This is a genomic window from Vibrio sp. L3-7, assembly GCF_963898195.1.
Taxonomy (GTDB): Bacteria; Pseudomonadota; Gammaproteobacteria; order Enterobacterales; family Vibrionaceae; genus Vibrio; species Vibrio echinoideorum.
In genome coordinates, this window is sequence record NZ_CAWQUW010000024.1 from 16,952 (window position 1) to 43,388 (window position 26,437).

General features: G+C 41.6%; 21 protein-coding genes. 16 read left to right on the forward strand and 5 right to left on the reverse strand.

The genetic code is table 11. The features are described 5' to 3' along the window. Positions 1-269 precede the first annotated feature (269 nt). The 11 genes from AACW75_RS16650 to rmf all read left to right on the forward strand — a co-directional run bounded on the left by AACW75_RS16650 (position 270) and on the right by rmf (position 18,502). Entirely contained in the window at positions 270-953 is a 684-nt protein-coding gene (locus AACW75_RS16650) for a hypothetical protein (RefSeq protein WP_017074265.1), read from the forward strand. Between the two features lie 217 nt (positions 954-1,170). After that, complete coding sequence (pepN, locus tag AACW75_RS16655) at positions 1,171-3,777, forward strand: aminopeptidase N (protein WP_145572253.1); 2,607 nt, start codon at positions 1,171-1,173, stop codon at positions 3,775-3,777. 328 nt (positions 3,778-4,105) lie between these two features. Then, a complete protein-coding gene (locus AACW75_RS16660; protein WP_017074267.1) occupies positions 4,106-4,324 on the forward strand; it encodes a DUF2835 domain-containing protein in 219 nt (72 codons plus the stop codon). A gap of 229 nt (positions 4,325-4,553) precedes the next feature. Further along, positions 4,554-9,395, forward strand: coding sequence for an NAD-glutamate dehydrogenase (locus AACW75_RS16665; RefSeq protein ID WP_145572252.1), 4,842 nt, complete (start codon positions 4,554-4,556; stop codon positions 9,393-9,395). 370 nt (positions 9,396-9,765) lie between these two features. Continuing rightward, positions 9,766-10,776, forward strand: coding sequence for a quinone-dependent dihydroorotate dehydrogenase (gene pyrD, locus AACW75_RS16670; protein ID WP_145572251.1), 1,011 nt, complete (start codon positions 9,766-9,768; stop codon positions 10,774-10,776). Between the two features lie 305 nt (positions 10,777-11,081). Continuing rightward, entirely contained in the window at positions 11,082-11,630 is a 549-nt protein-coding gene (locus AACW75_RS16675) for a cell division protein ZapC (protein WP_135456304.1), read from the forward strand. 508 nt (positions 11,631-12,138) lie between these two features. After that, a complete protein-coding gene (gene rlmKL, locus AACW75_RS16680) occupies positions 12,139-14,259 on the forward strand; it encodes a bifunctional 23S rRNA (guanine(2069)-N(7))-methyltransferase RlmK/23S rRNA (guanine(2445)-N(2))-methyltransferase RlmL (RefSeq protein WP_017074271.1) in 2,121 nt (706 codons plus the stop codon). Between the two features lie 26 nt (positions 14,260-14,285). Next, positions 14,286-14,546 (forward strand): glutaredoxin family protein, encoded by a 261-nt coding sequence (locus AACW75_RS16685; RefSeq protein WP_017074272.1) that lies wholly within the window; start codon positions 14,286-14,288, stop codon positions 14,544-14,546. Continuing rightward, complete coding sequence (locus tag AACW75_RS16690; RefSeq protein WP_145572250.1) at positions 14,524-16,440, forward strand: ABC transporter ATP-binding protein; 1,917 nt, start codon at positions 14,524-14,526, stop codon at positions 16,438-16,440. Before AACW75_RS16685 ends, AACW75_RS16690 begins: the two co-directional genes overlap by 23 nt. A gap of 9 nt (positions 16,441-16,449) precedes the next feature. Beyond that, positions 16,450-18,168 (forward strand): DUF3466 family protein, encoded by a 1,719-nt coding sequence (locus AACW75_RS16695; RefSeq protein WP_145572249.1) that lies wholly within the window; start codon positions 16,450-16,452, stop codon positions 18,166-18,168. Positions 18,169-18,328: 160 nt separating this feature from the next. After that, positions 18,329-18,502 (forward strand): ribosome modulation factor, encoded by a 174-nt coding sequence (gene rmf, locus AACW75_RS16700; protein WP_017074275.1) that lies wholly within the window; start codon positions 18,329-18,331, stop codon positions 18,500-18,502. Positions 18,503-18,746: 244 nt separating this feature from the next. Here rmf and fabA read toward each other — a convergent pair whose 3' ends face one another. Beyond that, positions 18,747-19,262, reverse strand: coding sequence for a bifunctional 3-hydroxydecanoyl-ACP dehydratase/trans-2-decenoyl-ACP isomerase (gene fabA / locus AACW75_RS16705; RefSeq protein WP_010440782.1), 516 nt, complete (start codon positions 19,260-19,262; stop codon positions 18,747-18,749). Positions 19,263-19,332: 70 nt separating this feature from the next. After that, on the reverse strand, positions 19,333-20,985 hold the full coding sequence (locus AACW75_RS16710) for an AAA family ATPase (protein WP_145572248.1): 1,653 nt from the start codon (positions 20,983-20,985) through the stop codon (positions 19,333-19,335). A gap of 189 nt (positions 20,986-21,174) precedes the next feature. Here AACW75_RS16710 and matP point away from each other — a divergent pair, with 189 nt between their 5' ends. The 4 genes from matP (at position 21,175) to AACW75_RS16730 (ending at position 23,737) form a co-directional block, all read left to right on the forward strand. Next, the gene (gene matP, locus AACW75_RS16715) at positions 21,175-21,630 is read left to right on the forward strand and encodes a macrodomain Ter protein MatP (protein WP_017074277.1); all 456 of its coding nucleotides are present in this window, start codon (positions 21,175-21,177) and stop codon (positions 21,628-21,630) included. Between the two features lie 19 nt (positions 21,631-21,649). Beyond that, on the forward strand, positions 21,650-21,958 hold the full coding sequence (locus tag AACW75_RS16720) for a DUF3634 family protein (protein ID WP_017074278.1): 309 nt from the start codon (positions 21,650-21,652) through the stop codon (positions 21,956-21,958). A gap of 105 nt (positions 21,959-22,063) precedes the next feature. After that, entirely contained in the window at positions 22,064-22,384 is a 321-nt protein-coding gene (locus AACW75_RS16725; RefSeq protein ID WP_135456292.1) for a hypothetical protein, read from the forward strand. A gap of 132 nt (positions 22,385-22,516) precedes the next feature. Beyond that, positions 22,517-23,737, forward strand: coding sequence for a hypothetical protein (locus AACW75_RS16730; protein ID WP_017074279.1), 1,221 nt, complete (start codon positions 22,517-22,519; stop codon positions 23,735-23,737). Between the two features lie 108 nt (positions 23,738-23,845). Here the strand turns inward: AACW75_RS16730 and AACW75_RS16735 are convergent, their stop codons facing one another. Together AACW75_RS16735 and AACW75_RS16740 are read right to left on the reverse strand one after the other, a co-directional pair. After that, a complete protein-coding gene (locus tag AACW75_RS16735; RefSeq protein WP_029224947.1) occupies positions 23,846-24,460 on the reverse strand; it encodes a DUF2971 domain-containing protein in 615 nt (204 codons plus the stop codon). 334 nt (positions 24,461-24,794) lie between these two features. Continuing rightward, entirely contained in the window at positions 24,795-25,394 is a 600-nt protein-coding gene (locus tag AACW75_RS16740; RefSeq protein ID WP_135456290.1) for a porin family protein, read from the reverse strand. 225 nt (positions 25,395-25,619) lie between these two features. Between AACW75_RS16740 and AACW75_RS16745 the strand changes: the two genes are divergently transcribed. Continuing rightward, on the forward strand, positions 25,620-25,832 hold the full coding sequence (locus AACW75_RS16745) for a single-stranded DNA-binding protein (RefSeq protein ID WP_135456486.1): 213 nt from the start codon (positions 25,620-25,622) through the stop codon (positions 25,830-25,832). Here AACW75_RS16745 and AACW75_RS16750 read toward each other — a convergent pair. Beyond that, on the reverse strand, positions 25,790-26,179 hold the full coding sequence (locus AACW75_RS16750; protein ID WP_135456288.1) for a helix-turn-helix domain-containing protein: 390 nt from the start codon (positions 26,177-26,179) through the stop codon (positions 25,790-25,792). The two genes, AACW75_RS16745 and AACW75_RS16750, sit on opposite strands and share 43 nt — an antisense overlap. Positions 26,180-26,437: the final 258 nt, after the last annotated feature.

Here is a 26,437-nt window from a genome sequence, read left to right on the forward strand (position 1 = left end):
CTGTTGAAATGTGCTTGTTCAAACATGCACAATTCAAAGACGAATTATCTAAAAAGCGAGCCTAGGCTCGCTTTTTTTGTGCCTTCAATTTGACAAAAAATTTGTATTTCAACTGCTATTTCCACCTCTAAATGCTCAAAATTTAATCTATTTATGCGAGTAATATTGTCATTTAAGTTACTTCGCATTTAAAATTTAGTGACTTAGATCATATTTCTTCGCTTTCTATTCATTACGTGCCTAAGCTTAAAGAAAACAAGGGGACGCTTATGAAATGGATTCTATTATTTTTATCTTGTGTAAGTTTTGTTGCTTTTGGTAGCGAGGTAGCATCGAGCGCACAACAATCAAAAAGCGACAGTAATCTATCTCATTTTGATCTTCCTTTGTTGCTTGGTGATTGGTATTTGATGAACCCAGAACCGGAACAAGAGACTGAAAACTTTAGAGCTATTAAGTTGACACTAGATTCAAATTATTCGTTCACGATAGATATTCAAAAGAAAGACTACAGTGTCGATCATTGGGAAGGTTTGTATAACGCTAATGAAGATACCCTTATTTTGGGTTTGAATACTTCGGAACCTCAGATTTACGCCTACAGTAGTAACCATAACATGTTGAATCTTAATGGTGTTTTGTTTACTAAAGCTCTTCCTAATGCATTGGCTGGCATCTGGTCTAGTGCTGAACTTTCTGGTAGTGACTTAAGTGCCAGTAACATCCAAAAAATGGATTTAGTCTTACAACCAGATTTCGTGTTTATGTTTCGAGTATCTGATGAAGTTGGCAGTGAGGTAGTTCGTCGCGGTGTTTATTATACAGAAGGTGATCAACTGGTGCTCTTGTATGAAAATGGCGAGCACGGAACTCGTTATACTCTGAACAGTGATGTTTTGACTCTTCAAGGTGAAGAGGGAGACATGTTTGCGGTGCTTAATCGGATTCGATAAGCATGAGATTTAGCCGGAAACTCGGTTCGTTGATAATATGGTTTACTGGTCGTTTCTTAGACACTCCTGTCTGATTTGATTGATAAAATAGCAAAACATGGAGGCATTTTCCTACAATGCCTCCTTTTTTTAATTTTCCCCTTGTGTTCTCGGCGCTCAACCTTTAGATATATACAGTTAAATTATAATTACGTATAACGATCAAAAGGAACCCGTCATGGCGCACACACCTCAAGCCAAGTATCGTAAAGATTTTCAATCACCATCTCATACTATTTCTGAAATCGATCTCACTTTCGATTTGTACGACGCTGCTTCCATCATTACAGCGGTTTCGAAGGTTAAACAAGAGAGAGAATGCTCAACGTTAATACTTGATGGTGAAGGCTTGAAGCTTGTTTCTGTTTTGGTTGAAGGCAAAGAGTGGACGCAGTACGAGCAGTCAGAAACTCTGCTTACTCTGAATGACCTTCCGAAAGATTTTACACTAACGATCGTGACGGAAGTGAACCCTGAAGGGAACAGCGCTCTTGAAGGCCTGTACAAGTCGGGTGGTGCATTCTGTACTCAATGTGAAGCTGAAGGTTTCCGACGCATTACTTACTACATGGATCGCCCAGATGTATTGGCGAAGTTCACGACAACGGTCATCGCAGACAAAGCCGAAAATCCATTCCTACTCAGTAATGGTAACCGTGTAGATGAAGGCGAAGCTGAAAACGGTCGTCACTGGGTGAAATGGCAAGACCCACATCCAAAACCAGCGTACTTGTTTGCTTTAGTTGCGGGTGATTTCGATGTACTACGTGACGCATACACCACAAAATCTGGTCGCAATGTTGATCTAGAAATCTTTGTCGACAAAGGCAATCTAGACCGCGCAAACCACGCGATGGTTTCTTTGATTAACTCAATGAAATGGGACGAAGAGCGTTTTAACCTAGAGTACGACTTAGACATCTACATGATCGTGGCCGTTGATTTCTTCAACATGGGCGCGATGGAAAACAAAGGCCTGAACGTATTCAACTCTAAGTTTGTTCTAGCAAACGATCAAACAGCCACTGATACAGATTACCTAGGTATAGAAGCGGTTATCGGTCACGAATATTTCCATAACTGGACTGGCAACCGAGTAACGTGTCGCGATTGGTTCCAGTTAAGCTTGAAAGAAGGTTTAACGGTATTCCGTGACCAAGAGTTCTCTTCTGATCTTGGTTCTCGTGCAGTAAACCGAATCAACAATGTTCGTATTATTCGCGGGCCACAATTCGCTGAAGATGCGAGCCCAATGTCTCACCCAATTCGCCCAGAAAAAGTGATAGAAATGAACAACTTCTACACATTGACGGTATATGAAAAGGGCAGTGAAGTGATCCGAATGATCCATACATTGTTGGGTGAGGAAGGTTTCCAAAAAGGCATGAAGCTGTACTTTGAACGTCATGATGGCACGGCGGCAACATGTGAAGACTTCGTAGCGGCAATGGAAGATGCATCGGGTGTTGATCTGTCTCAGTTCCGTTTATGGTACAGCCAGTCTGGTACGCCGACGCTTTCTGTTGAAAGCCACTACGACGTAGAGAAAAAAGAGTACACGTTAACGACTCGTCAAGTGACAGCGCCAACTCATGAGCAAACGGAAAAGCAGGCTCTACATATTCCGTTGGACATTGAGTTATACACGACAACAGGCGAAGTAATTGCGTTACAATGTAACGGAAAGCCTGTTCATAACGTACTTGACGTTAAACAAACGGAACAAACCTTTGTGTTTGAAAACGTTTCAGAAAAACCAATCCCATCGTTACTTCGCGAATTCTCTGCACCAGTGAAACTTGAATACGACTACTCAGACGAAGAGCTGATCTTCTTGATGGTTAACGCTCGCAATGAGTTTTCTCGCTGGGATGCAGGTCAAATGCTATTGGCTAAGTACATCCGCAGTAACGTTGAAAAAGTTCAACAAGGTCAAGAGTTCGAAATTTCAGCTTCTGTTGTTGATGCATTCCGTGGCGTACTACTCAGTGATTCACTGGAACCTGCATTTATTGCAGAGATGCTTTCTCTACCAAGCCATAATGAAGTGTCTGGTTGGTACAAGCGTGTCGATATCGATGCGGTTGCATTTGTATTGAATTCGATGAAAGTTACGTTAGCGAAAGAACTTGAAGATGAATTATCGGCCGTTTATCACAGCAATGTATTAACCGATTACACGATCGATCATGATTCAATTGGTAAGCGAACTCTGCGTAAAGTTTGTCTAAGTTACTTAGCTCATACTGAGCAGGGCAATGACTTAGTTGTTGCTATGTATCAGCAAGCAAACAATATGACGGACACCATGGCCGCAATGGGTGCAGCAAACAGTGCGCAACTGCCATGTCGCGAAGAGTTGATGGCCGACTACAGTGATAAGTGGAAGCACGATGGTCTGGTTATGGATAAGTGGTTTGCATTGCAAGGCACCAACCCAAGTTTAAATGCTCTTGAAGTGATTAAGGCATCAATGTCTCACCAAGCATTTAGCCTGAAGAACCCGAACCGTACTCGTAACTTAGTGGGTTCGTTCTTGAATATGAACCCAGTTCAATTCCATGATAAATCTGGTCAAGGTTATGCGTTTGCTGGTGAAATTTTACGTGAGCTAAACAGCAGTAACCCGCAAGTGGCTTCGCGTTTAATCGACCCGCTGCTTAAGTTCCGTAAGTACGATGATGCACGTCAAGCTCTGATCAAAAAGGAACTTGAGACGCTTAAGAACATGGATAACTTAGCTAAAGATCTGTTTGAAAAAGTGAATAAAGCACTAGAGGCTTAAGTTAAGCTCTAAAACAGGTAAACTAAATCAGTGGCAGAAGTATCTGTCACTGATTTTTTGCTTTTGAGGCGGATCCACTTGTCAGAGTCGTCAACTCGTTAGTAACTTCAATTTGTTAACAGTCTCAATTTACTAGAATCATTTTTTAGACGTAGATTTAAATCTTAGACGAGATTTTAAGTCTTAAGCGCGGCTTTAAATCTTAGGCGTATTTTGAATCTTAAACATAGCTTTGATTCTTAAACATAGCTATAAGCGCTAACACCTTGTTAATTTTAACCCGTTTGTGCCAAAAAATTCCGGCACTGTATATTTATACAGGCATCGTATGAACCACTATATTTTCCAACTTAACATCTCTTATCAACAATTTTTGGCGAGTTATTCTGGGGCGGCAAGCAAAGTTCAAGTGATAACAATGACAGGTTTACGTTTACAGTTACCTGCAACTCGATTCAGACCATTTCTTACACAAATAGGGGTTAGAGGGCGGTTTAGACTGACAACTGACCAAAAAAATAAGTTTATTAAGTTAGAAGCTCTGTAAAGCTTGGCGTGCCTAGTGAGTTAAAAGGAATCTTAATCACATAATCAAACATTTCACCTCCTACCACCTCCAAAACAATTAACTATTTATCAATAATGCTTTTACAATAAATGAATGCATTACCTTTGCTTAACTCGTTATTAGAAATGAGCTTAACAGCACCCATTCAAACAACAGATTAAGTGATCCCCCTAATAATAAAATATAATTCTAATTGTGGAGTGTGACTATGACCGCACGTGAAACTGTGGTTCCAGTTTTACTTGAAAAAGTTTACAAACTGATTCAAGACAAACTTGACCTTGCTCATCGACCTCTCGTAACTCAACTTGCTCAACACTTGTTTAGTAATGTTTCTCATGATGATTTAATTCAGAGAAACGAATCCGATTTATATGGTGCTGTAGTTAGCTTATGGCATCACATCAATGAAAAGAAAGCTGACGAAATTTCTGTTCGAGTCTTTAACCCAACAGTAAGCCGTCAAGGCTGGCAATCTACTCACACTATCGTTGAGATTGTGGTACCAGACAGCCCATTCCTCGTTGATTCAGTAAAAATGGCATTAACTCGCCTCGATCTTTCTTCTCACCTTATGCTTCATAACCCGACGCAAATCTCACGTTCTGATAAGGGAAGTGTGGTTGGCATGAGCAACAACGAAGGTGCGTTCCAATCGCTTTTCCATATCGAGGTTGATCGTCTTAGCAGCAAAGCTGAAATGACGGCACTTAAAACGGAACTACTGGATATATTTACCGATACTGGTTTAGTCGTGAACGACTGGCTGAAAATGGTAGAAAGACTTGGAGAAGTAACCAACCAAGTTGAAGAGCAAAAAGACACAATTCCAGTCGATGGTCAGCGCTTTGATGAAACCTTGGCTTTCCTTCGTTGGTTAGGTGAGCACAACTTTACGTTTATGGGTTACAAGGAATATGACCTTGTTTCTGTAAATGGTGACACTGAATTGCAACCGACCAAGGAGCAAGGTCTTGGTTTGTTCGCGAATTCAGATCGTGTTCGTAATGTTAAGTTGTCTGAGTTTTCTGACTCGGCACGCCTAGAAGCGAAAAAACCTTATGTACTTATCGTAACCAAGGGCAACACGGCTTCACGCATTCACCGCCCAGCTTACAATGATTACATTGGTATTAAGAAATTCGATAAGAACGGTAAAGTGATTGGCGAACACCGCTTTACTGGTCTTTACACTTCTGCTGTTTATAACCAAACCGTTGAAACAATTCCTCTAGTTCGCGAGAAAGTAGAGCGTATCTTAGATGCGAGTGGTTACCGTAAGGGATCATACTCTTACAAAGCATTGCACAATATTCTAGAAAATTACCCTCGTGACGAATTGCTTCAAGCGCGTGAAGAAGAGTTGTTAGAAGTGGGTACTGGTGTTGTACAAATGCAAGATCGCGATCTTCTCCGTTTGTTCGTTCGTAAAGACCCGTTTGGCCGTTTCTTCAGCTGTATGGTTTACGTAACAAAAGATCGTTACAACACCGAGCTTCGTCGTCAAACCCAACGTATATTAAAGCAATACTTCGGTTGCGAAGAAGAAGTCGAATTTACGACATACTTCTCTGAAAGCCCACTGGCAAGAACGCACTATATTGTTCGTGTTGATAACAACAACATGGATGTGGACGTGAAAACAATTGAGCAAAATTTAATGGAAGTATCGTCTACGTGGGATGACCGCCTGTCTGAATCAATCGTTGCTAACTTTGGTGAGAGCAAAGGTCTTCCGTTATCGAAAGAGTACATGCGTGCATTCCCACGTTCGTACAAAGAAGACATGATGCCTGGTTCTGCGGTTGCAGATATCGAACGTTTAGAAGCGCTAAGTGAAGACAACAAACTTGGTATGCTGTTCTACCGTCCACAAGAAGAAGCGGCGGATTCTAAAGCGGTTCGTTTGAAACTTTTCTACCATAGTGATGAGCCAATTCACCTTTCTGATGTGATGCCAATGCTTGAAAACTTTGGTTTACGCGTAATTGGTGAATCACCTTACGAAGTGCGAAAGAGCAATGGGGTGACTTATTGGATCCTAGATTTCTCTATGTTGCACAAGAGTGACAAGACAATTGATCTGCGTGAAGCTCGCGATCTTTTCCAACAAGCATTTGCGGCTATTTGGGCGGGTGAGTTAGACAGCGATGGTTTCAACCGCTTGGTACTGGGTGCTGGTCTTTCTGGCCGTGAAGTGTCAATTTTACGTGCTTATGCTCGCTACATGCGTCAAGTTGGTTTCCCATTCAGTCAACAATACATTGAAGACACACTGTCTCATTACCCAGATTTGGCGAAAGGGTTAGTGAATTTGTTCGGTAAGCGTTTCGATCCTAAATTGAAAGGCAGCGCGAAGGGTCAACAAGATCTGATCAAGAAGATTACTGAGCAACTTGATCACGTGGAAAGCTTAGATGACGATCGTATTATTCGCCGCTACATGGAAATGATCTCTGCTACGATTCGCACAAACTATTATCAAGTCGATGAGAATAAGCAGTCTAAACCTTGGTTGGCTCTGAAAATGAGACCAAGCGAGATCCCTGATATCCCAGCACCAGTTCCTGTGTTTGAGATCTTCGTTTACGCACCTGATATTGAAGGTGTGCATCTACGTGGCGGTAAAGTGGCACGTGGTGGTTTACGTTGGTCTGACCGTCAAGAGGATTTCCGTACTGAGATTCTAGGCCTGGTTAAAGCACAACAAGTTAAGAATACTGTGATTGTACCAGTAGGTGCGAAAGGTGGTTTCGTTTGTAAGCGTCAGCACATGATGTCTGGCCGTGACGAAATCTTCGCTGAAGGTCAACGTTGTTACCAACGCTTCATTCGTGCACTACTAGACGTATCGGACAACATTATTGAAGGTGAGGTTATCCCACCTAAAAGCGTCGTTCGTCACGATGAAGATGACCCATATTTGGTTGTTGCTGCCGATAAAGGTACTGCAACATTCTCAGACCTCGCAAACTCAGTAGCTGAAGAGTACAACTTCTGGTTAGGTGATGCGTTTGCATCAGGTGGTTCAAACGGTTACGACCATAAAGCTATGGGTATCACGGCGAAAGGTGGCTGGGAATCTGTTAAGCGCCACTTCCGTGAAATGGGCATCAACTGTCAAACCACGGATTTCACCGCTATTGGTGTTGGTGATATGGCGGGCGATGTGTTTGGTAACGGCATGTTGTTGTCTAAGCATATTCGTATGCAAGCTGCGTTTAACCACATGCATATCTTCATTGACCCGAACCCAGAATCAGCATCAAGCTGGGTAGAGCGTGAGCGTTTGTTTAATCTACCTCGTTCAAGCTGGGAAGATTACAACAAAGACCTTATCTCTCAAGGTGGTGGCATCTTCTCTCGTCGAGCTAAGTCTATCTCTTTGACGCCTGAAATTCAGAAAATGCTAGGAACCAAGAAAGCATCAATGGCACCGAACGATTTGATCAAAGCGATCTTGTCTATGCAGGTTGATCTTCTATGGAACGGCGGTATTGGTACTTACGTTAAGTCTTCAAACGAAACTCATACCGATGTGGGTGACCGTGCGAATGACGTACTTCGTATCGATGGCCGTAACTTGAAAGCTAAGGTTGTTGGTGAAGGCGGTAACTTGGGTATGACTCAGTTGGGTCGTATTGAATACGCACTAACTGGCGGTCGAGTTAATACTGACTTCGTTGATAACGTTGGTGGTGTGGATTGTTCGGATAATGAAGTAAACATTAAGATCTTCTTGAACGGATTAGTGTCTAACGGTGATCTAACCGTTAAGCAGCGTAACCAAGTTCTTGAGTCGATGGAAGATGAAGTTGGCGAGATCGTATTAGACGATGCTTACTGCCAAGCTGAATCTATTTCCGTTACTGAGCATCAAGGTGTTGGTTTAGTTAAAGAGCAGATTCGCTTTATTCATACAATGGAAAAAGCAGGGTACTTGGATCGTGGTTTGGAATACATCCCAGATGACGAAACACTGCTAGAGCGAGAAAAGCAGGGCCAAGGTCTAACAAGACCAGAGCTTTCTGTTCTTGTGGCTTACGGGAAAATGGTTCTTAAAGAAGATCTTGTTAGTGATGATATCGCTAATGATGAATTCCATGCTCAACAGCTGATGCAATACTTCCCAACAGCGTTACGTCGTAACTACTCTGAACATATGGATAACCATCCACTTCGTTCAGAGATCATTGCGACGGCATTGGCTAACCAAATGGTTAATGAGATGGGATGTAATTTCGTGACTCGCTTGCAAGAAGAGACGGGTGCAAATATTGTTGATATTGCTAATGCTTACGCTGCATCTCGTGAAATCTACGGTTTAGGTCAGGTTCTTAAGAGTATTCGTGAGCTCGATAATATCTCAAGTTCTGAAGCTCAATACGAGTTGCTTTACCACGTACGTCGTACACTTCGTCGTATCGCTCGTTGGTTGTTAAGAAACCGTACCGGTAAACAATCAGTGAATGGCTTGATCGAGTTGTACCAAGGTGATGTGGCAACGATTACTGAAAATCTGGATGAAAACCTAGTGGCTTCAGAAGTAGAAGAGCACCAAGCAATGGCGCAGGTATGGATTGATCAGGGTGTGAATTCAGAACTTGCGAATTCAGTTGCACGTTTATCTAGCTTATACTCAGCACTGGATATATCTACAGTAGCTCGTGAAACGGGTAAAACAGTACAACAAGCGTCTAAACTTTACTTCAATCTTGGTGACCGTTTGTCTCTGCATTGGTTCTTGAAACAAATCAATGGTCAAGCAGTAGACAACAACTGGCAAGCATTGGCACGCGCGGCATTCAGAGAAGATCTAGATTGGCAGCAACGTCAGTTAACTGGCCAAGTACTTAACTGTGGTTGTGCTTCAGATATTGACGTGATTAAGGCACTTGATGATTGGATGGAAAGCAACTCGGTTTCATTACATCGTTGGGAAAGCATCTTGAACGAATTCAAAGTAGGTTCGGTTCATGAATTTGCTAAGTTCTCAGTGGCGTTACGTGAGTTGATGTTATTGAATCTAAATTGCATGTCTAAAGACTAGTAATTAGGTAAAGAAGAAAAATACGAAGGCAGGCCATAAGGTCTGCCTTTTTCGTTTGGCTGAACAGTGTTATTTAGCAGAACAGTGTCATTTGACCGAATAGTGAATGACGAATCCAATTATTTCGTTGAGTCACTTATGGTTGTTCAAGTTAGCTTTTAATTGGCCGAGTTGACTGATGCTCGTTACATGAATGATAGTCAAATGGGCGATTCGCGGGAGGATACGGTAACGTTTGCTTAATAATAAACCTCATTCGTTAGCAAACTCGATTATCTTACCCTTACAGACAGTAATAGATTGAATAGTTGGGTAAATAAGTAAATAATATCGCCCCGTTTACACGGCGCTTTTTTCTATCGGAGGCACAATGCTTTACCGTCTAGCCAGAACTGGCTTTTTCCAACTTGATGCCGAAAAGGCTCATGATCTTGCAATTCAAAATTTCAAACGCTTCACCGGCACACCTATTGATCTTTTGTATCGCCAACAATTACCTCACCGACCTGTCGAGTGCATGGGTCTTACTTTTAAAAATCCAGTTGGCCTTGCTGCCGGCCTAGACAAAAACGGCGAATGTATTGATGCATTTGGCGCAATGGGTTTTGGTTTTGTAGAAGTAGGGACTGTTACTCCTCGTCCACAAGCAGGTAATGACAAACCACGTTTGTTCCGTCTTGTTGAAGCTGAAGGTATTATCAATCGCATGGGTTTTAACAACCTAGGCGTAGATAACCTAATTGAGAATGTTAAGAAGTCGAACTATGACGGCATCTTAGGTATCAATATTGGTAAGAACAAAGACACGCCAATTGAAAAGGGCGCAGAAGATTACATTATCTGTATGGAGAAGGTATACCAATACGCAGGTTACATTGCGGTAAATATCTCTTCACCAAATACTCCAGGACTTCGTTCGCTACAATACGGCGAAGCACTTGATGATCTGTTGTCTGAACTAAAAACCAAGCAATCTGAATTAGAAACGAAGCATGGCAAATATGTCCCGCTTGCTCTTAAGATCGCTCCGGATCTAAGTGACGATGAAATTCGCCAAATTTGTGAATCATTGATCAAAAATAAGATCGATGGTGTGATCGCAACAAACACAACATTGGATCGTAGCATTGTTGAAGGTATGAAGCATTGCGATGAAGCGGGTGGCCTAAGTGGACGTCCTGTTCAATCTCGCAGTACTGAAGTTGTTCGTAAACTTCATGAAGAGCTTGGTGACCTAGTGCCGATCATTGGGGTAGGTGGCGTTGACTCGTATGTTGCTGCAAAAGAGAAAATGATGGCAGGCGCTAAGCTTGTACAAGTTTACTCTGGTTTCATTTACAAAGGTCCAAGCCTTGTAGGCGATATCGTTAAAAACCTGTAGCCTTAAATAGCGATAGGTTGTATTCGCTATAGTTCGTAAATATCTGAAGTTTTTGAAAAGCTACAGTCCGCGAAGAGTGAATGTTATTAATAAGCTACTGTTCGTAAAATAGCAGTGCTTATAAAAACCGTAATCTGGCATCGTCTCATCAAAAGAGACACTGTAACTCACTGAGTTGTAGATAAAAGCGATAAGAAAGAGGAATTCATTTCCTCTTTTTTTTTGCCTATTGCTCAGTAAAATTACTGTAATTGAAGGTAATTTTGCGTTTTACCTAATGGAATGGTTCAACAGTGTGAGACGAAATGATGCTTAAACCTAGCGATACATGGAGTTGGTATTACGATGAGCAGCAATGTTCATTAATGCTAAACCTCGGAGAGGATATGATTTTCAAAACGAATCTGGTCCGCAACAAGCTGGTGGACTGCGCGTTTAAAGATAATGAATTCACCGTTGATGACGCATCTTCATACCAGACCTTCAAAGAACAAATTTCTGGCTTAGAGTTGTCTGAGCCTCGCCAAGCTGAACTCGCACTTTATTGTGTCGCAGCAAAGCGCTTTCACAAGCCTGTACAGCCTAAGAGTTGGTTCTTCGACTCACAAAGCGTAGGACATGAGTACCCTCAGGAAGGGGACATTGTACAAATGAGTAACGAGCATAGCCTAGGTTACTTCATCGTACTAGAAGTGGGAGAGTGTGCAAGCCTATGTGCTTTTGTCGACCTAGAAGAGTTTCTGCTTACTCCATCAAAAGGGTTGCGATTCGGAGACTCGATTAAGGTTATGCACGATAGAATGGTTAACGCGAACGCTATCCTTCATCACGGCCATATCGCTATGGTAGGTTAACCTCCAATCTAGAGCATCATTTCTAACACGTGTAACAACTCATAAACCTGTAAAACCTTCCTCATAATCGGCTCAATAGCCGATTTTTTTGTGCTTAAAAAACCTCATCTTGATAAATGCATCACTGCTTATTCATTTAAATAGTGAACATTCGACTATTTTTTCACCTTAATTTCTCCCCATTTTCTTAACCAAAAGTGCAAACTCCCCATGTTTATTCCCTGTTTTAGTTCGTTTGTAACCCAATTACACCATTAATTTAATATTGGTATATACCAATTTAAGGGTGAATAACAATTCACTTTGGTTTTTTAAGGTTGGTATGACGGTTATTCTCGTGGGTTAGATAGGTATTGTGTTGTAAGGGCGTATGGGTAAGCGATCGCTCCGCGGTTGCGCATTTGCTAAACAATTAGTAGAAAGATTCAATGAAAAGACGAGTTTAGTGTGATGCTCTCATAGTAAATTCAGGTATAATCGAGCTAATTTTTATCAATAAAAGAACACTATGAATCAATATCTAGCGGTGACCTCAAATGGCCTTGAGAATTTATTAGTTGAAGAACTAACCCAACTAGGGATTACAAACGCAAAACCTGTTCAAGCAGGTGTTAAATTCAAAGCCACAAATGAGCAAATTTATCGTTGTTGTTTGTGGAGCCGTTTGGCTTCTCGATTTGTACGTGTGCTTTCTGAATTCACTTGTCTGGACGACATGGATCTTTACCTTTCAGCGACAGCGGTTAATTGGGTAAATCAATTCCATAGTTCAAAACGTTTTGTTGTTGACTTTAACGGTACGAATAACGAAATTCGTAACAGCCAATACGGTGCGATGAAAGTAAAAGATGCGGTTGTAGATTGCTTCGAGAAGAAGTCTTTACCGCGTCCTTCAATCAGTAAAGAAAACCCAGATATTCGCATTCACGTTCGTCTTCACCGTGATAAAGCGATTCTTGGTGTTGATATGGTAGGTAGTGGTCTTCATCAACGTGGTTACCGTCCTGAATCAGGTCGTGCACCATTGCGTGAAACGCTAGCTGCTGCGGTTCTTCTTCGAAGTGGCTGGGATGCAACAAAACCTTTCTTAGATCCTATGTGTGGTTCTGGTACTTTGGTTATTGAAGCGGCAATGATGGCTGCAAACCTAGCTCCGGGTGTTAAGCGTCAGAAATGGTGTTTTGAATCACTAGAAGATTTTGAACCAGAGCTTTGGGCTGAAGTGAAAGCTGAAGCGAACGTTCAAGGCCGTCGTGGCGTTAAGAAAGTAGAATGTAAGTTCTACGGCTACGATAATGATGAACGCATGATCAAAACGGCGCGTGACAATGCACGTCGTGCTGGCGTTGAAGAGTTGATTGAATTCGAAGTAGGTGACGCTGCAAAGCTTAAGCGTCCAACAGAGTTTGCTGACGGTGTGATTGTTTCTAACCCACCATATGGTGAGCGTTTAGGGACAGAACCCGGTCTTATTGCACTTTACACTGCTTTTGGTGCACAACTGAAAGCGGAATTTGGTGGCTGTAACGCTTCAATCTTCTCTAGCTCAGACGAACTGTTAAGTTGTCTGCGTATGCGTGCTGACAAACAATTTAAATTGAACAATGGTGCGTTACCGTGTCACCAGAAGAACTATTCAATTTCAGATCGCCCTATGTCAGAGCGTCCTACAGAGCAGCAACAACAATTGGTTGCTCCTGATTTCGCGAACCGTCTTAAAAAGAACATCGGTAAAATCGGTAAGTGGGCTAAGAAAGAGAAATTAGATTGCTACCGCATCTATGACGCAGACCTGCCTGAATATAATGTAGCGATTGATGTCTACCCAGGTCACCTGGTTATTCAAGAATACGCAGCACCTAAAGATGTGCCTGAAGATAAAGCAAAACGCCGCCTAACCGACATTATCCGAGCTTCTATCCAAGTGACCGGCGTTGAAGCAAACAACGTCGTGCTTAAGGTTCGTCAGAAGCAGAAGGGCCGTTCTCAATACCAGAAGATGGCTCAAGACTCTTCTAACCTAGAAGTAAACGAATACGGCGCTAAGCTGATTGTTAACCTTCATGACTACCTAGATACTGGCTTGTTCTTAGATCATAAGATCACTCGTCGTCGTATCGGTGAGATGGCTGCTGGCAAAGATTTCCTTAACCTGTTTGCTTATACAGGTAGTGCATCTGTTCATGCTGCAGTAGGTGGCGCACGTTCAACGACAACCGTTGATATGTCTAATACCTACCTAGAGTGGGCAAAACAGAACATGGACCTTAATGGTCGTGTTGGTCGTCAGCATCAATTCGTTCAAGCAGACTGTTTACAATGGCTAGCTAAAGAACAAGGATCTTATGACTTAATCTTTATTGATCCACCAACGTTCTCAAACTCTAAGCGCATGGATCAATCTTTTGATGTTCAACGCGATCACATCCAGTTGATGGAAGACTTGAAACGTATTCTCCGTGAAGAAGGCACTATTGTGTTCTCTAACAACAAGCGCCACTTCAAAATGGATGTTGAAGGTCTAGAAGAACTAGGTCTCACGGCTCAGAATATTTCAGCAAAAACGCTTCCATTGGACTTCTCCCGCAACAAGCACATTCATAACTGCTGGTTGATTACACACAAGTAGTCAAAGAGATTGTATAAGGATATATAGTGCTGACTCTCTACAGTACAGAAGGGTGCCATCTATGTGAGATGGCATTTAAACTTACGGAACAGTTAAATATTAGCCATAAAGTCAATGTAGTCGATATCGCATTGGATGATGAGCTCTTTTCCCGTTACGGGGTCACTATTCCGGTACTCAAATTTGAAAGCTCTGACCTTTCTCAAAGCTCAGAGCTTAACTGGCCATTTGGCTTGTTAGAACTTAATGATTGGTTAAAGAAGAATGGCATTACTTACAATTCATAATGGGCAATTAGCCTTTGGCGATCACCCATTATTAGATCGTGCGGACTTCGCGCTGCAAGAAAATGAACGTGTGTGTTTGGTAGGGCGCAATGGCGCTGGTAAGTCTACGTTGATGAAGATCTTGTCTGGCAACATCATCATGGACGACGGCAAGATGCAGATCACACAAGATGTGGTTGTATCTCGTCTAGAGCAAGATCCACCGCGTAATGAGCAAGGTTCTGTTTACGAATACGTATCTGGTGGTTTAGCTGAGGTAGGTGAGTTGCTTAAGGAATACCACAACTTACTTGATGTGATTGCTGAAGATCCGAGCGAGAAGAATTTAAACCGCCTCACTCGCGTTCAAGAGAAATTGGATCACGCGAATGCTTGGCGTTTTGAAGATCGTGTAAGCAATGTTCTTGATGCACTTAAACTAACCGCAAACACGAAACTAACGGAATTGTCAGGTGGCTGGCAACGTAAAGCAGCACTTGCACGTGCGCTTGTATGCGATCCTGACGTATTACTGCTTGATGAACCTACTAACCACCTAGATGTTGCAACGATCGAATGGCTTGAAGGTTTTTTAAAGGACTTCCGCGGTTCAATCATCTTTATCTCGCATGACCGTGCTTTCATTAAATCAATGGCAACACGCATTGTTGATCTTGACCGTGGCAAGCTAAGTTCTTTCCCTGGCGATTATGAAAACTACTTACTAGATAAAGAAGAAGCACTACGTGTTGAAGAGATGCAAAATGCAGAATTCGATAAAAAGCTAGCGCAAGAAGAAGTCTGGATCCGTCAAGGTATCAAAGCTCGTCGTACACGTAATGAAGGCCGCGTACGTGCTCTTAAAAAGTTACGTGAAGAGCGTCAAGATCGTCGTGAAGTTCAAGGAAAAGCGAATATTCAGATCGATACGTCTGGACGTTCAGGAAAAATTGTATTTGAAGCAGAGAACCTTAACTTTGCGTTTGAAGGCAAAGAGATCGTTACAGACTTTAGTTTCAATATCATGCGTGGTGATCGTATCGCACTTATTGGGCCAAATGGCTGTGGTAAGAGTACGGTTCTTAAATTACTTCTTGATCAACTTAAACCTGATTCAGGTCGCTTGCATTGTGGTACTAAGCTTGAAGTTGCGTATTTCGATCAATACCGAGAAATTTTAGATCCTGAGAAGTCGGTAATTGACAACCTTGCTGATGGTAAGCAAGAAGTAACAGTAGGTGGACGTGAGCGTCATGCTCTAAGTTACTTACAAGATTTCTTGTTCTCTCCTAAACGTGCTCGTACGCCTGTTAAAGCGCTCTCTGGTGGTGAGAAAAACCGCCTGTTATTGGCTCGTATTTTCCTTAAATCGAATAACTTGCTGATTCTCGATGAACCTACCAATGATTTAGATATCGAAACATTGGAACTTTTGGAAGATTTGCTTGCCAACTATGAGGGTACGTTGCTCCTTGTGAGTCACGATCGTCAATTTGTTGATAACACGGTAATGACGAGCTGGATTTTTGAAGGCAACGGTGTAGTGGAAGAGTTTGTTGGTGGTTACCACGATGCTCAGAAACAAAGAGCACAAGCACTTGAGTACCGTCAGGTTGAAAAGCCAGCAAAGACGGACAAAGTTGTTGAGGAAACTCCCAAAACTGCGCCAGTTAAAGCTAAAACCAAGAAGTTATCGTATAAGCTACAACGAGAATTAGAAACGCTACCAATGCGTTTAGAAGAATTGGAAACCGAGATTGAAACTCTGCAGCAAGAAGTTAATAATCCAGACTTCTTCTCAAAACCTGTAGAGCAGACACAACCAGTTTTAGATAAGCTATCTGCAGCAGAGCAGGAGCTTGAAGTTGCATTTGAGCGCTGGGAAGAGCTCGAAGCAATACAACAGGAAAGTTAAGAAGTAATAATGACTTGTACTAAATTTAAATTAACCACAGTTGCAGCCCTAGTTTTGGCTGCAACTAATGCTAACGCTGCGCTTTACAAGGTCGTTGAAGTTACGCCTTCTATCACAGATGCATCTGAAATCTATGGTGTCGCGATTCAACCTGGTGCTGCTACAGACGGAACGAACGATCTTACGTTAGGTTGTTTTGACTCAACGGCGACCAACTGTGCTGATAGTACATTTAAACTTGCTGGTGAAACTCGCGATACTCTTGAAGCTGTAAGTTATCGCGAGGAAGTTCCTTTCGCAATGGATGCTCCATTCCAATACATTCAAGAGCGTGACGATTTCGAAAACTATTGTTATCGAGAGTTGAGATACTCTACGTGTGAAAGTTGGGCAGACAATCGTTGGAACGATACTTGGAATAAGGAAAGAAACGACCTTACTTACGTCAATGCAAGAGCATTTGTAGAAGATGGAACTACATTTGATAGCCGCAATACTGTAATTAACTCTCTGGATGACAATGCTCAACCTGTCGGCGTTAAATCTGAAGGAAGTATCCGTAATAATGCGTTGTTTACGACTACTTCGGGACCTGCTGGTTCTTCTGAAACTCGTGCATGGAAAGCTATAACGGCAACCAGCACTGTTTACAATGTAGGTAGTGTATCTACGAAGGGCCCTAAAACAGATACTTCGGATACAACGTTTAGCTCTAAAGCGGCAATCTGGGATGGAAATACAACAAAAGAAATCGATTGGGTCAGAGGGGGCGACGCTCAACAAAATGATTATTTTGCTCAAGGCAGTATGCGTTCAATTGTTGAATCAAGCTCGATTTTTTATGGTGTGGGCTACAACACTGTAGATGGAAATGGCGATCTACAAGACATGAATGCAAGTGTTTTTGTCAGTAGTTCAGTGGATATCTCTAGCGCTACTTGGACAACGAAAGTGATTAGCGGTGCAGAGGTTAAGTCTGGTTCGTCAAACGATGATGCTAGATACAGCAACTCTGTTGCGACCGATATTAACGATAACTTGTTTGCTGTGGGCTATTCTAAGCGTAATGGTTACGTTCCAGAAAGCGGTAGTGCCGGTAACAAGATCTTCGTTGTCACCGATGCATCTGCATCAACTCCGACTGCAACATACTTGTCTGGTGGTATCTTCTTTGGTGGTTCGAGTGGTGAAGCTAAAGCGGTTAACAACTTCAATGAGTTTGTCGGCCAAATTGACGCTGAGACGACTCGTGAAGTCGATGGTAGTGAACGTAGACACCGTGGTTTTATCTACCCGTATCAAGCGACCGGCACTGATGCATCAAGAATTGCGCTGTTTGAGAGTAAAGCTTGGTGGTTAGATGATCTAACAAATGGTGTAAATGCTGATGGACAAGATTATTCTGATGCCAATAACCGTTTCCGAATTATTGACGCTTCAGGAATTAACGATGCAGGTGTGATTTCAGCAACCGCTATTAAGTGTACAGTCGGTGGAACGACACAAGCATACGATACAACGTCACATAACTCTTACTGTGGTGCAGCGGCATCTAATGCGGTAGAAGAAGTGGTAGCCGTTAAGTTGGTTCCGATCTCTGGTGCAACCAAAGCTGACATCCAAACTCGTAGTGCAGACACTGAAAAAGTTGATCGCCAAGGCGGCAGTTTAGGTTGGTTTGCTTTGACTGTTCTTGGTCTGTTAGGGTTCCGTAGAAAATTTAAATAATTTTATCTCTTGAGCCCGAGTTCACAATTTTGAACTCGGGCTTTTTTTCGCCTTGAGAAAAGTGAAAAGTTGGTCGATTCTTAAAGTTGGAGTCACAAAAACTCCGCTAAGTTGTAATCATTGTATGTTAGTAAATTAACACCCGTATGAGGACTGCACTATGAAGAGACAAAAGCGTGATCGCCTAGAACGAGCACAATCTCAAGGTTACAAAGCTGGTTTAAATGGCAGGTCACAAGAAGCTTGCCCATATAGCCAAATGGATTCCAAATCGTATTGGTTAGGTGGTTGGCGTGATGCCAAAGATGATAAGCATTCAGGTCTCTATAAGTAGATAGGGCAAACATATTCAAAAGTTAAGGCTCCATGCTATTTACAATGGCTGGAGCCTTGTTAGTTTCTGAGATACATACAAGGCCTTATAAACCGTGGATTAGCCACAGTGATTTAAGGTTGTTTCGCTGGTGGACATATAATTATTCAGTTTAACTAGCTATACCCTAATGCACTATAACTAAATATGTTAAGATAAAAATAAAGCAACCATTAGCTGCTTTATTAAAAATCTAACTATTAGATTAGAATGCTGACGTATCTTGGAAAAGGCCAACTTTCAAATCTTTAGCAACATAGATCTCTTTGCCATCAACAAGTACGCGACCATCTGCAAGACCCATAACTAGGCGACGGTTAACCACACGTTTCATGTGGATTTCGTAAGTTACTTTTTTCGCAGTAGGTAGAATTTGACCAGTGAATTTCACTTCGCCTACACCTAAAGCACGGCCTTTACCTTTGCCGCCAACCCAACCAAGGTAGAAGCCAACAAGCTGCCACATTGCATCAAGTCCTAGACAACCAGGCATTACTGGGTCACCAGGGAAGTGACAGTCGAAGAACCATAGGTCAGGAGTAATATCCAGTTCAGCAAGAATCAAACCTTTACCGAAATCACCTTCAGTCTCAGACATTTTAGTGATGCGATCCATCATCAACATGTTCGGTGCTGGTAGTTGAGGACCTTCTGGCCATAGTTCGCCTTGGCTTGATGCTAGAAGATCTTCGCGAGTGTAAGAATCACGTTTGTTTTGCATTATCAATTACTCCGATTTTTGATAGGTGCATTTTAGTGAACAGGTGTACGCTAAACAAGTCCGATCAGTACTAGACAAACCAGTTTTTAATGCGTGCAACAATTCCAATAGGGTGCTCATGTCTTTCAAAGTTTTCAATACGTTCTGCGATTTTGCTCAGAACGCTTTCTTGTTCATCGTCTCTAAATGGTTTGTTCATAATTAGAGGAATTGCTTCATCTACATTAGACACAGACCAAATATGGAATTCTTCATTTTTTATGCTTTCAATAAGGTCAGGCTTGAGCGCAAGGTGTCTTAAGTTAGATCTTGGAAGAATCACACCTTGTTCACCAGTTAAACCATTGTGTTTGCATACATGGTAGAAACCTTCGATTTTTTCGTTAAGCCCACCGACTGCTTGTACACGACCAAACTGGTCAACAGCACCTGTTACAGCAATTTGTTGATTGATAGGGTATTCAGACAGAGCACTTACCAAAGAGCACAGCTCTGCAAGAGAAGCGCTATCGCCATCGACTTCGCAATATGATTGTTCAAATACTACAGATGCGGCGTATGGCAGGGGATCTTCAAGGTTTAATGCACTGCTAACAAACGCTTGCATGATCATCATGCCCTTCGCGTGCAGGTTACCACCAAGCTCAGCTTTACGTTCAACGTCGGTAATGTCTCCATCACCAAAGTGAATGACACATGAAATTCGAGCCGGTTCACCATAAGATACAGGGTGTCCAGGAACATCGATAACGGTTAGACCGTTAACTTGACCCACTTGCTCACCCTCGGTTTCGATAATGACTTGGCCATCTCGAATATCATCAAGAGCGCGTTCTGGTAGGTACGACTCTCGGTGGTATTTATGTTGTTGAGCTTGTTGAATATGGTGAACATCAATCTCGCTATTGTCCGCTTCAACTAAAGCTTCATTCAAAAGCGCATTATGCCAAATCGGGCATAAGGGGATGTAACTTTGATCTTCGGTCTCTCTTGCTCCAGCGGTAAGAATCCCAATTAGCGCCTGTTGCGTGATGTTTGGGAGGTTATAACGTTGCTGAAGCCACTTTAGATATCCAAGATACTGAGTCAAAGTGTCGTGTGAGATCTTAATGTCTTGCTCTATTTCACTGAATAGGCAAAAACCAGTTTGAATATCGCTATCCAGGTAATCAAGGTCACCCAATTGAGCTCTGTCTCCAACTACAATCAGCTTAATGTTGTAGGTAAGAGGTAAAGTTGGGGATTGATTCAAGTGTTCAGGGTTACTACTGATTGGCTCTATTGCTTCACCAAGAAGCGCAGACTTTAATAACAACCAGCTTCCCGGGTTTGCCAAGATCAAGTTTGCTGAAACGATCAGGTAGCCGTTGTTTGCCCTTGATAACAAGCCGGGTTTTGTAGCAATAATCTTACCGTCTTTTGATTGGACTTGGTCAAACAGAGAAACAGCGTTTAAAGATTCGGTTTTTATTACCGGAAGAGTCTGGTCGTCTAATGCAGTAGCTAAAGATTCAACAATCATTTGACGATAGATCGAGTTGTCCTGGGCGTTTACAAGTAATACACGCGAAAGGTTGGACAAGCGGACAAAGCGGGTTAGCGCGTCTCTGAATCTATGTTGAATGTCTGAAAACGGGAAAGGCGAGATGTCAGGGAATTGCTCTAATTGAGCGCTATATTCGTCGTACTGAGGCGTAACATGTCGCCAATCTACTTGAGTCATTTAAGTTTCTGATTATGATAATAAGGTAGGGAGTATATAGAAAAACCGATCTGGCTTGTAGCTCTATGTTGTAGTTACTAATCACTAAGCTAATATAAGTATGATCTTGGTCTATTCTTTCAAGACAATAATTGTTAAGTAGCCCATTCTGGGTTACGCTGTCACTAGAATCAACTCTCGAGATTAGACATGAAATATCAGCAACTTGAAAACTTAGAATGTGGTTGGAAATGGAACTATCTGGTCAAAAAATGGAAAGAAGGTGAATCGATTACCTGTCACATTGATTCAAGTGAAGCTGATGTCGCATTACAAGCTTTATTGAAGCTAGAGCACCAACCTACAGGCGTGCTTGAGTGGATATCTAACAATATGTCTCCAGAGCTCGATAATAAGCTTAAACAAGCGATCCGAGCTAAGCGAAAACGCCATTTCAATGCCGAGCAAGTTCACACCAAGAAGAAGTCTATAGACCTTGATTATCGCGTATGGGAAAAGCTGTCTCAACGAGCGAATGAATTGGGTTGTACGTTATCAGACGCAATTGAATACTTAGTGAGTGAAGCCTCTCGTAGTGAACAGGCAAGTAAGACGGTAACCAGCCTTAAAGAAGACTTGAGCAAACTCCTTTCTGACGACAAATAATCATCAAAGTGGTGGCATTATGATGTACGTAATTTTAATCGGTGCGGTGTTGGTTTTTTGGTTAGTTGCAATTGATAGACCCGTGTTGAAAATCAAATTCAATAACGGATCTATTGAGCAAGTTAAAGGGCATCTTCCGCCGAGCTTTAAACATAACCTTCAAGAAATTGGTCACAATAATGCGTTTAAAGGTGAACTTAAAGTGTATGCGAAACGCGCTGGCTACAACCTCAAGTTCACTAAAGATATACCTAAAAGCGTACAGCAACGTATTCGTAACGTATTCCCGCATAATGGCTTTAAGTCTAAAGGTTCGAAGAAGGCATAATTGTCAAAAATTTCGTCCGAGTTAGTAATTAGTCATACTTAATTAATCCTCAGTTTCTCTCAATTGTCTGCATACTGTTCTCAACTTTCATAATGGAGAACAGATATGAGATATCTAGTATTCTTTTTTTATTTCTTACCTTTGCATGCACTCACTGATGATGCATTAGTTAATCCAGTAGCAAAAAAGATCAAAGCGACAGTTATCAAAGGATTCAACAAGAGCAATGTTGAAGTCGAGGGGTATTGTGATCTTATGATCGAAATGAAGCATTCTAAAGGCTACGCCAGAATCAAAAAGGTTAGGGCGTCTGGCGATAGTACGGCATGCAAACACGCTAAAATGTATTTGCCGAAGAAGAAAAAGTTCAAATACAGTTTCCCTGAGAAGTTTATTCGATTACACATCACAGAATTAGCACCTTAGTGCACTATAACTAAATTATCTTAATTCTTTTGAAACAATTTCGTGAACCAATCTCTAATTTCTATTAATATTAGTTTTATTATAAAGACAGAATATGTCGGCAAAAGAAACTTAGGGCAAAGGAAAGCACGGTTGTTGTTAGCAAATAAAAATTACCCCCCTGAAGTGATTGAGATCTCTAGAAAGGTCTCAATCAATGTTGAGGCTCGCTTTAATCGATGGTTGATCTCACCAGAGTATAATCTTGAGCAAGGTACAGTAGACACATTACTGAGTTTGGAAAATAGATACTGTGATAGTGTGATATTTGATGAGTCTGACCGCATATCCCACAATCAACGTATTTTACTACGTTGTGAGCAGGATCGAGTCAATGTGCATCGCGAGAAAGTCGTCGCGAAGCAACAAACACTGCGATACGTTATCGATGATGTGAGTAATGCAGCCTCGGCTCTGATGCTTGAGAAGCTTCAAGGTACCTTAATAAGTTCGTTGTTCTCAGACCTACCAGATTACAACCAGTTCGCTAGCGTTGCCTATTCGCCGTCCTTAAATTTTTCTAAACTTCATGAAATATCAGCTAAAAGTAGACCATTAAGTTCAAGTTTAATCGAGTTTGTTTCCAATCATGAGTTTACCGAGAAGTATGGAAAGAAATCCAAGGTGATTCTTGACCCTAAAGTTGCAGCGCGACAGCTCGGTATCGAGAACTGTCGCTTGTTGTTTCCATTGCTCATGAGCCAACAATTGATTAAATGGAATGACGGTAACATCAAACATATCGTTCCCAAGGTTTGGCAACACTTAGTGGTGACTTCAAACGTTACGCGACTTCGACTTCAAGAAACGTCTGTGAAGGAGCCCAAGGCTGGGATACTTCTTGGTGTGCTACGAGTTTTACCTTTATTTTTGATTTGTAACCATTTCTCATCAACATTTGAAGATGCGCTGGTGAAAACGATGCTTGGGTACAGAGACGCGAGCGACAAACATGATGAGTATTACGCTTGCACGGAAGTTCTCCCAAACACCCAGTTTCTAGAAACGATGGTTGAAAAATTAGAGCTTAAGCTACTAAAAAATCTTGTTGATTTTATTGATTGGAGCCCGGGTAACCAGTTTATAAAGAGGGCACTTCTTGAAGAAGTGAATGAAACCCCAGCACTTGAGCGCACCGTCTATGGTGCTGCATTGGCTCAGGGTAGAAAATTCTCCATATTTGAAGCTTTGGATAATAGTGACTTATTCAATGCAAAGCATCGTCCTTATTGGTTCTCTACGGTACAAATGGCATCTTCGACGGTTGAACAAGTGCAAGGTAGAATACCAGGGAAACTGACCACGAATATGTAGACACAGGTTGAGAATAAAATTAAGAGATCCATATCTAATTGGACTTTTAATTACACTGTAAAATTTCATAACCACTTCACTTAGCTGGTTTTTTTGTTCGTAACTAGTTTAGCTTACCGCTTCAAACGTAAATGAATCATGTTTTACCATAGCGTGTTTAACGGGAATACCAAGGCTTTGACAAGTCATCAAGACTTTCAGTTTTCGGTCAACAGGAGCGTGCTCTGAGAGGATCACTGCTCTTAAGCATTCTTTGTTCAGATACAATTTATTCCCGACAATTTCTTCATCAGGTAACACCCATCGATATTCTTGTTCGTGACGCCAGTTAGAATGCTTAGTTTTAAATAACTCCGACCCCAACTTAGTTTCTTTCAACTTAACTTCTAACCCTGTTAACGACGATAAATTAAATATGGCGGGGTTATCTTCATATTGGACTTCAAAGCAGTTGAGATTAGCCTTGCCGTTGTAAAAGTTAAGATCATACTCGATACACATACCTTTAAAATTATCGCCATATTGAGACCACAGTATGGGGTGACTACTCGATTGAGAAAAGCACATTAATTTAAAGTTGTTTTGAAGGTTCTCGTTGAACTCGTGATTCGATTCAAAAGGATTATTAAAGGTTTTTGCGTAATCAAACCATAACGAACATTCAGATATTGACTGTATGTTTCGATCGTGAAGGGATCTGAACTTATAAAGCTTAGGCAACATATCAAACACCTATTTTACAAAATTGCCTGATGTTAACACTTAAAATCACAACGGAAGTGCGAATGCATTGCATTTGATTGCTTAATCACCTTATTTGTTCATATAACTGATTGATAGATCAAAATTTAAACACGAAATAGTAGCCTGTTTAGGCGGTTTGTTTCGTGTGAACCTAATTGGTAAGGCAAGTATCATTACAGATAAGAGACAACGTAACGTTTTGTTGGGGTGAGTTGTCTAGAGAGCTTATGTGTACAGGGGAGAAAAGTATCACAATTAAGCCGAACTCAAAGAGTTCGGCTTAATTGTGATAGAACGTTCTATTGGAGATAGTTTAGAAGTGGTACCTTGCTCCAAAGTAAGCTGTTTGTGATGAAACATCTATGGAGTCTATTTCAACGCGTGCATTTCGGTAACCAAGGTGAATGTCTATATTGTCTGTAACGATTGCACCAAGCTCACCACCAACTTGGTAACCAGTCTCAGACTTAGAGTCAGAAACCCCAAAAGCTTTCGCCTCCATATCCATAGAGCCAACCCCAGCTAATAGTGATACATATAAATCGACTACGTCACCTTTAACAATGAACTTCGGTTTGATATTTACGAAGAAAGCTTGGCCTTCAATGTTCATTGTATCGCTAAAGTTAACTTTTCCAATTTGTCGGTACTCAGCCTCTAATCCTAACTTGACTACATCGTGAGTATTGAACTCATAACCCCCAACTAAGTTGTAACTCAGGTCGGATAGGTCAGATGAATCTTCAATTGCACTGCCGCGGTATTCTAATTCAGTTTCATTATAAAAGCCGACATCAACTCCAGCATAAAAATTACCGAGTTCTTTAGAGGAGGCTTCGTTGTCACTAGCTTGTGCGTATGAGCTCATACCAAAAGCGGTCAATAGTGATAGGGCGATCATGCTGATTTTCATATTAAGCCTTTTATATAATAAGTTATTGATTTCGAAAATATGTTAACAAATAAAAGATATACCAACGAATGTAAAAACTGTCTAAGGATATGATTTTAAAGACTTATTAGTGATAGAAATACCAGCATCTCAGTTGTAAGACAAAGTGTTACGATCTAGGAGATAGTGTTGCGTTGTAACTTATTATTAACCAAGCTGTACATTGGAGGGCAAATTTTAGTGGAAATGCAGTTTGAAATAATGACTATGGAGCTCCCAACAAATTTACCAGGCAAAGATGGTAAACAAGCCAGAACGATAAGAGAACAAATAGGATATGTATATCTAGGTGGCAAGTTCCCAGTCGAAATGAAGCTATCATTACAAGACGACCGATCTGCATATAAATCAGGAAATTACGAACTTGATAGCTCAAGCTTTACCGTGAATAGAGGCTGATAGATCCGAGGTTTACGTTGTGAATGTGGAAGCCATAATCCGTCGGCGATCATCCATTGACGGAGTGTTTCTTTAGAGACTGATAGATTATGTAGTTCAGTCAGTTTTTCCAGAGCGAACGTTGGTGAGAAGCCAGAGTAATGCTCACGAATAAGTTTCAGTATTTCAATTCTGAAATGTTCTGAATAGCGTCGATTACTTGGGCGTCCACGCGCTGCGCGTGTAAGACTTTGAGCTCCAAGAGAGACAAGTTTGTTCACCAAACGTCGGATATGACGCGCAGACAGATTCAAAATGATAGCAGCGTCAACTTGGCGTAGTCGTTTTTCACGTACGTCAGTAAGCACCTTGAATCGATGATCGTAATAAGCATCCGGATAACTCCTAAGCAGACCAATATAGGTAAGCTTAGGAGGACATTTTAAAATGGCTCAAACCGGACATTACTAAATTGCTCTGGCAAGCTCTGTCAATCCCGTTTTAAAATGTCCTCATTTGTCCCAAATAGAAATGTCCCCTTGTTAGGTCTTTCGACTGGAGGTTTTGAATGGTTCGGTGAGCACTGGGTTGATGGCTCGAGGGGCTGTTTGAAGGGCTCTTTGTTG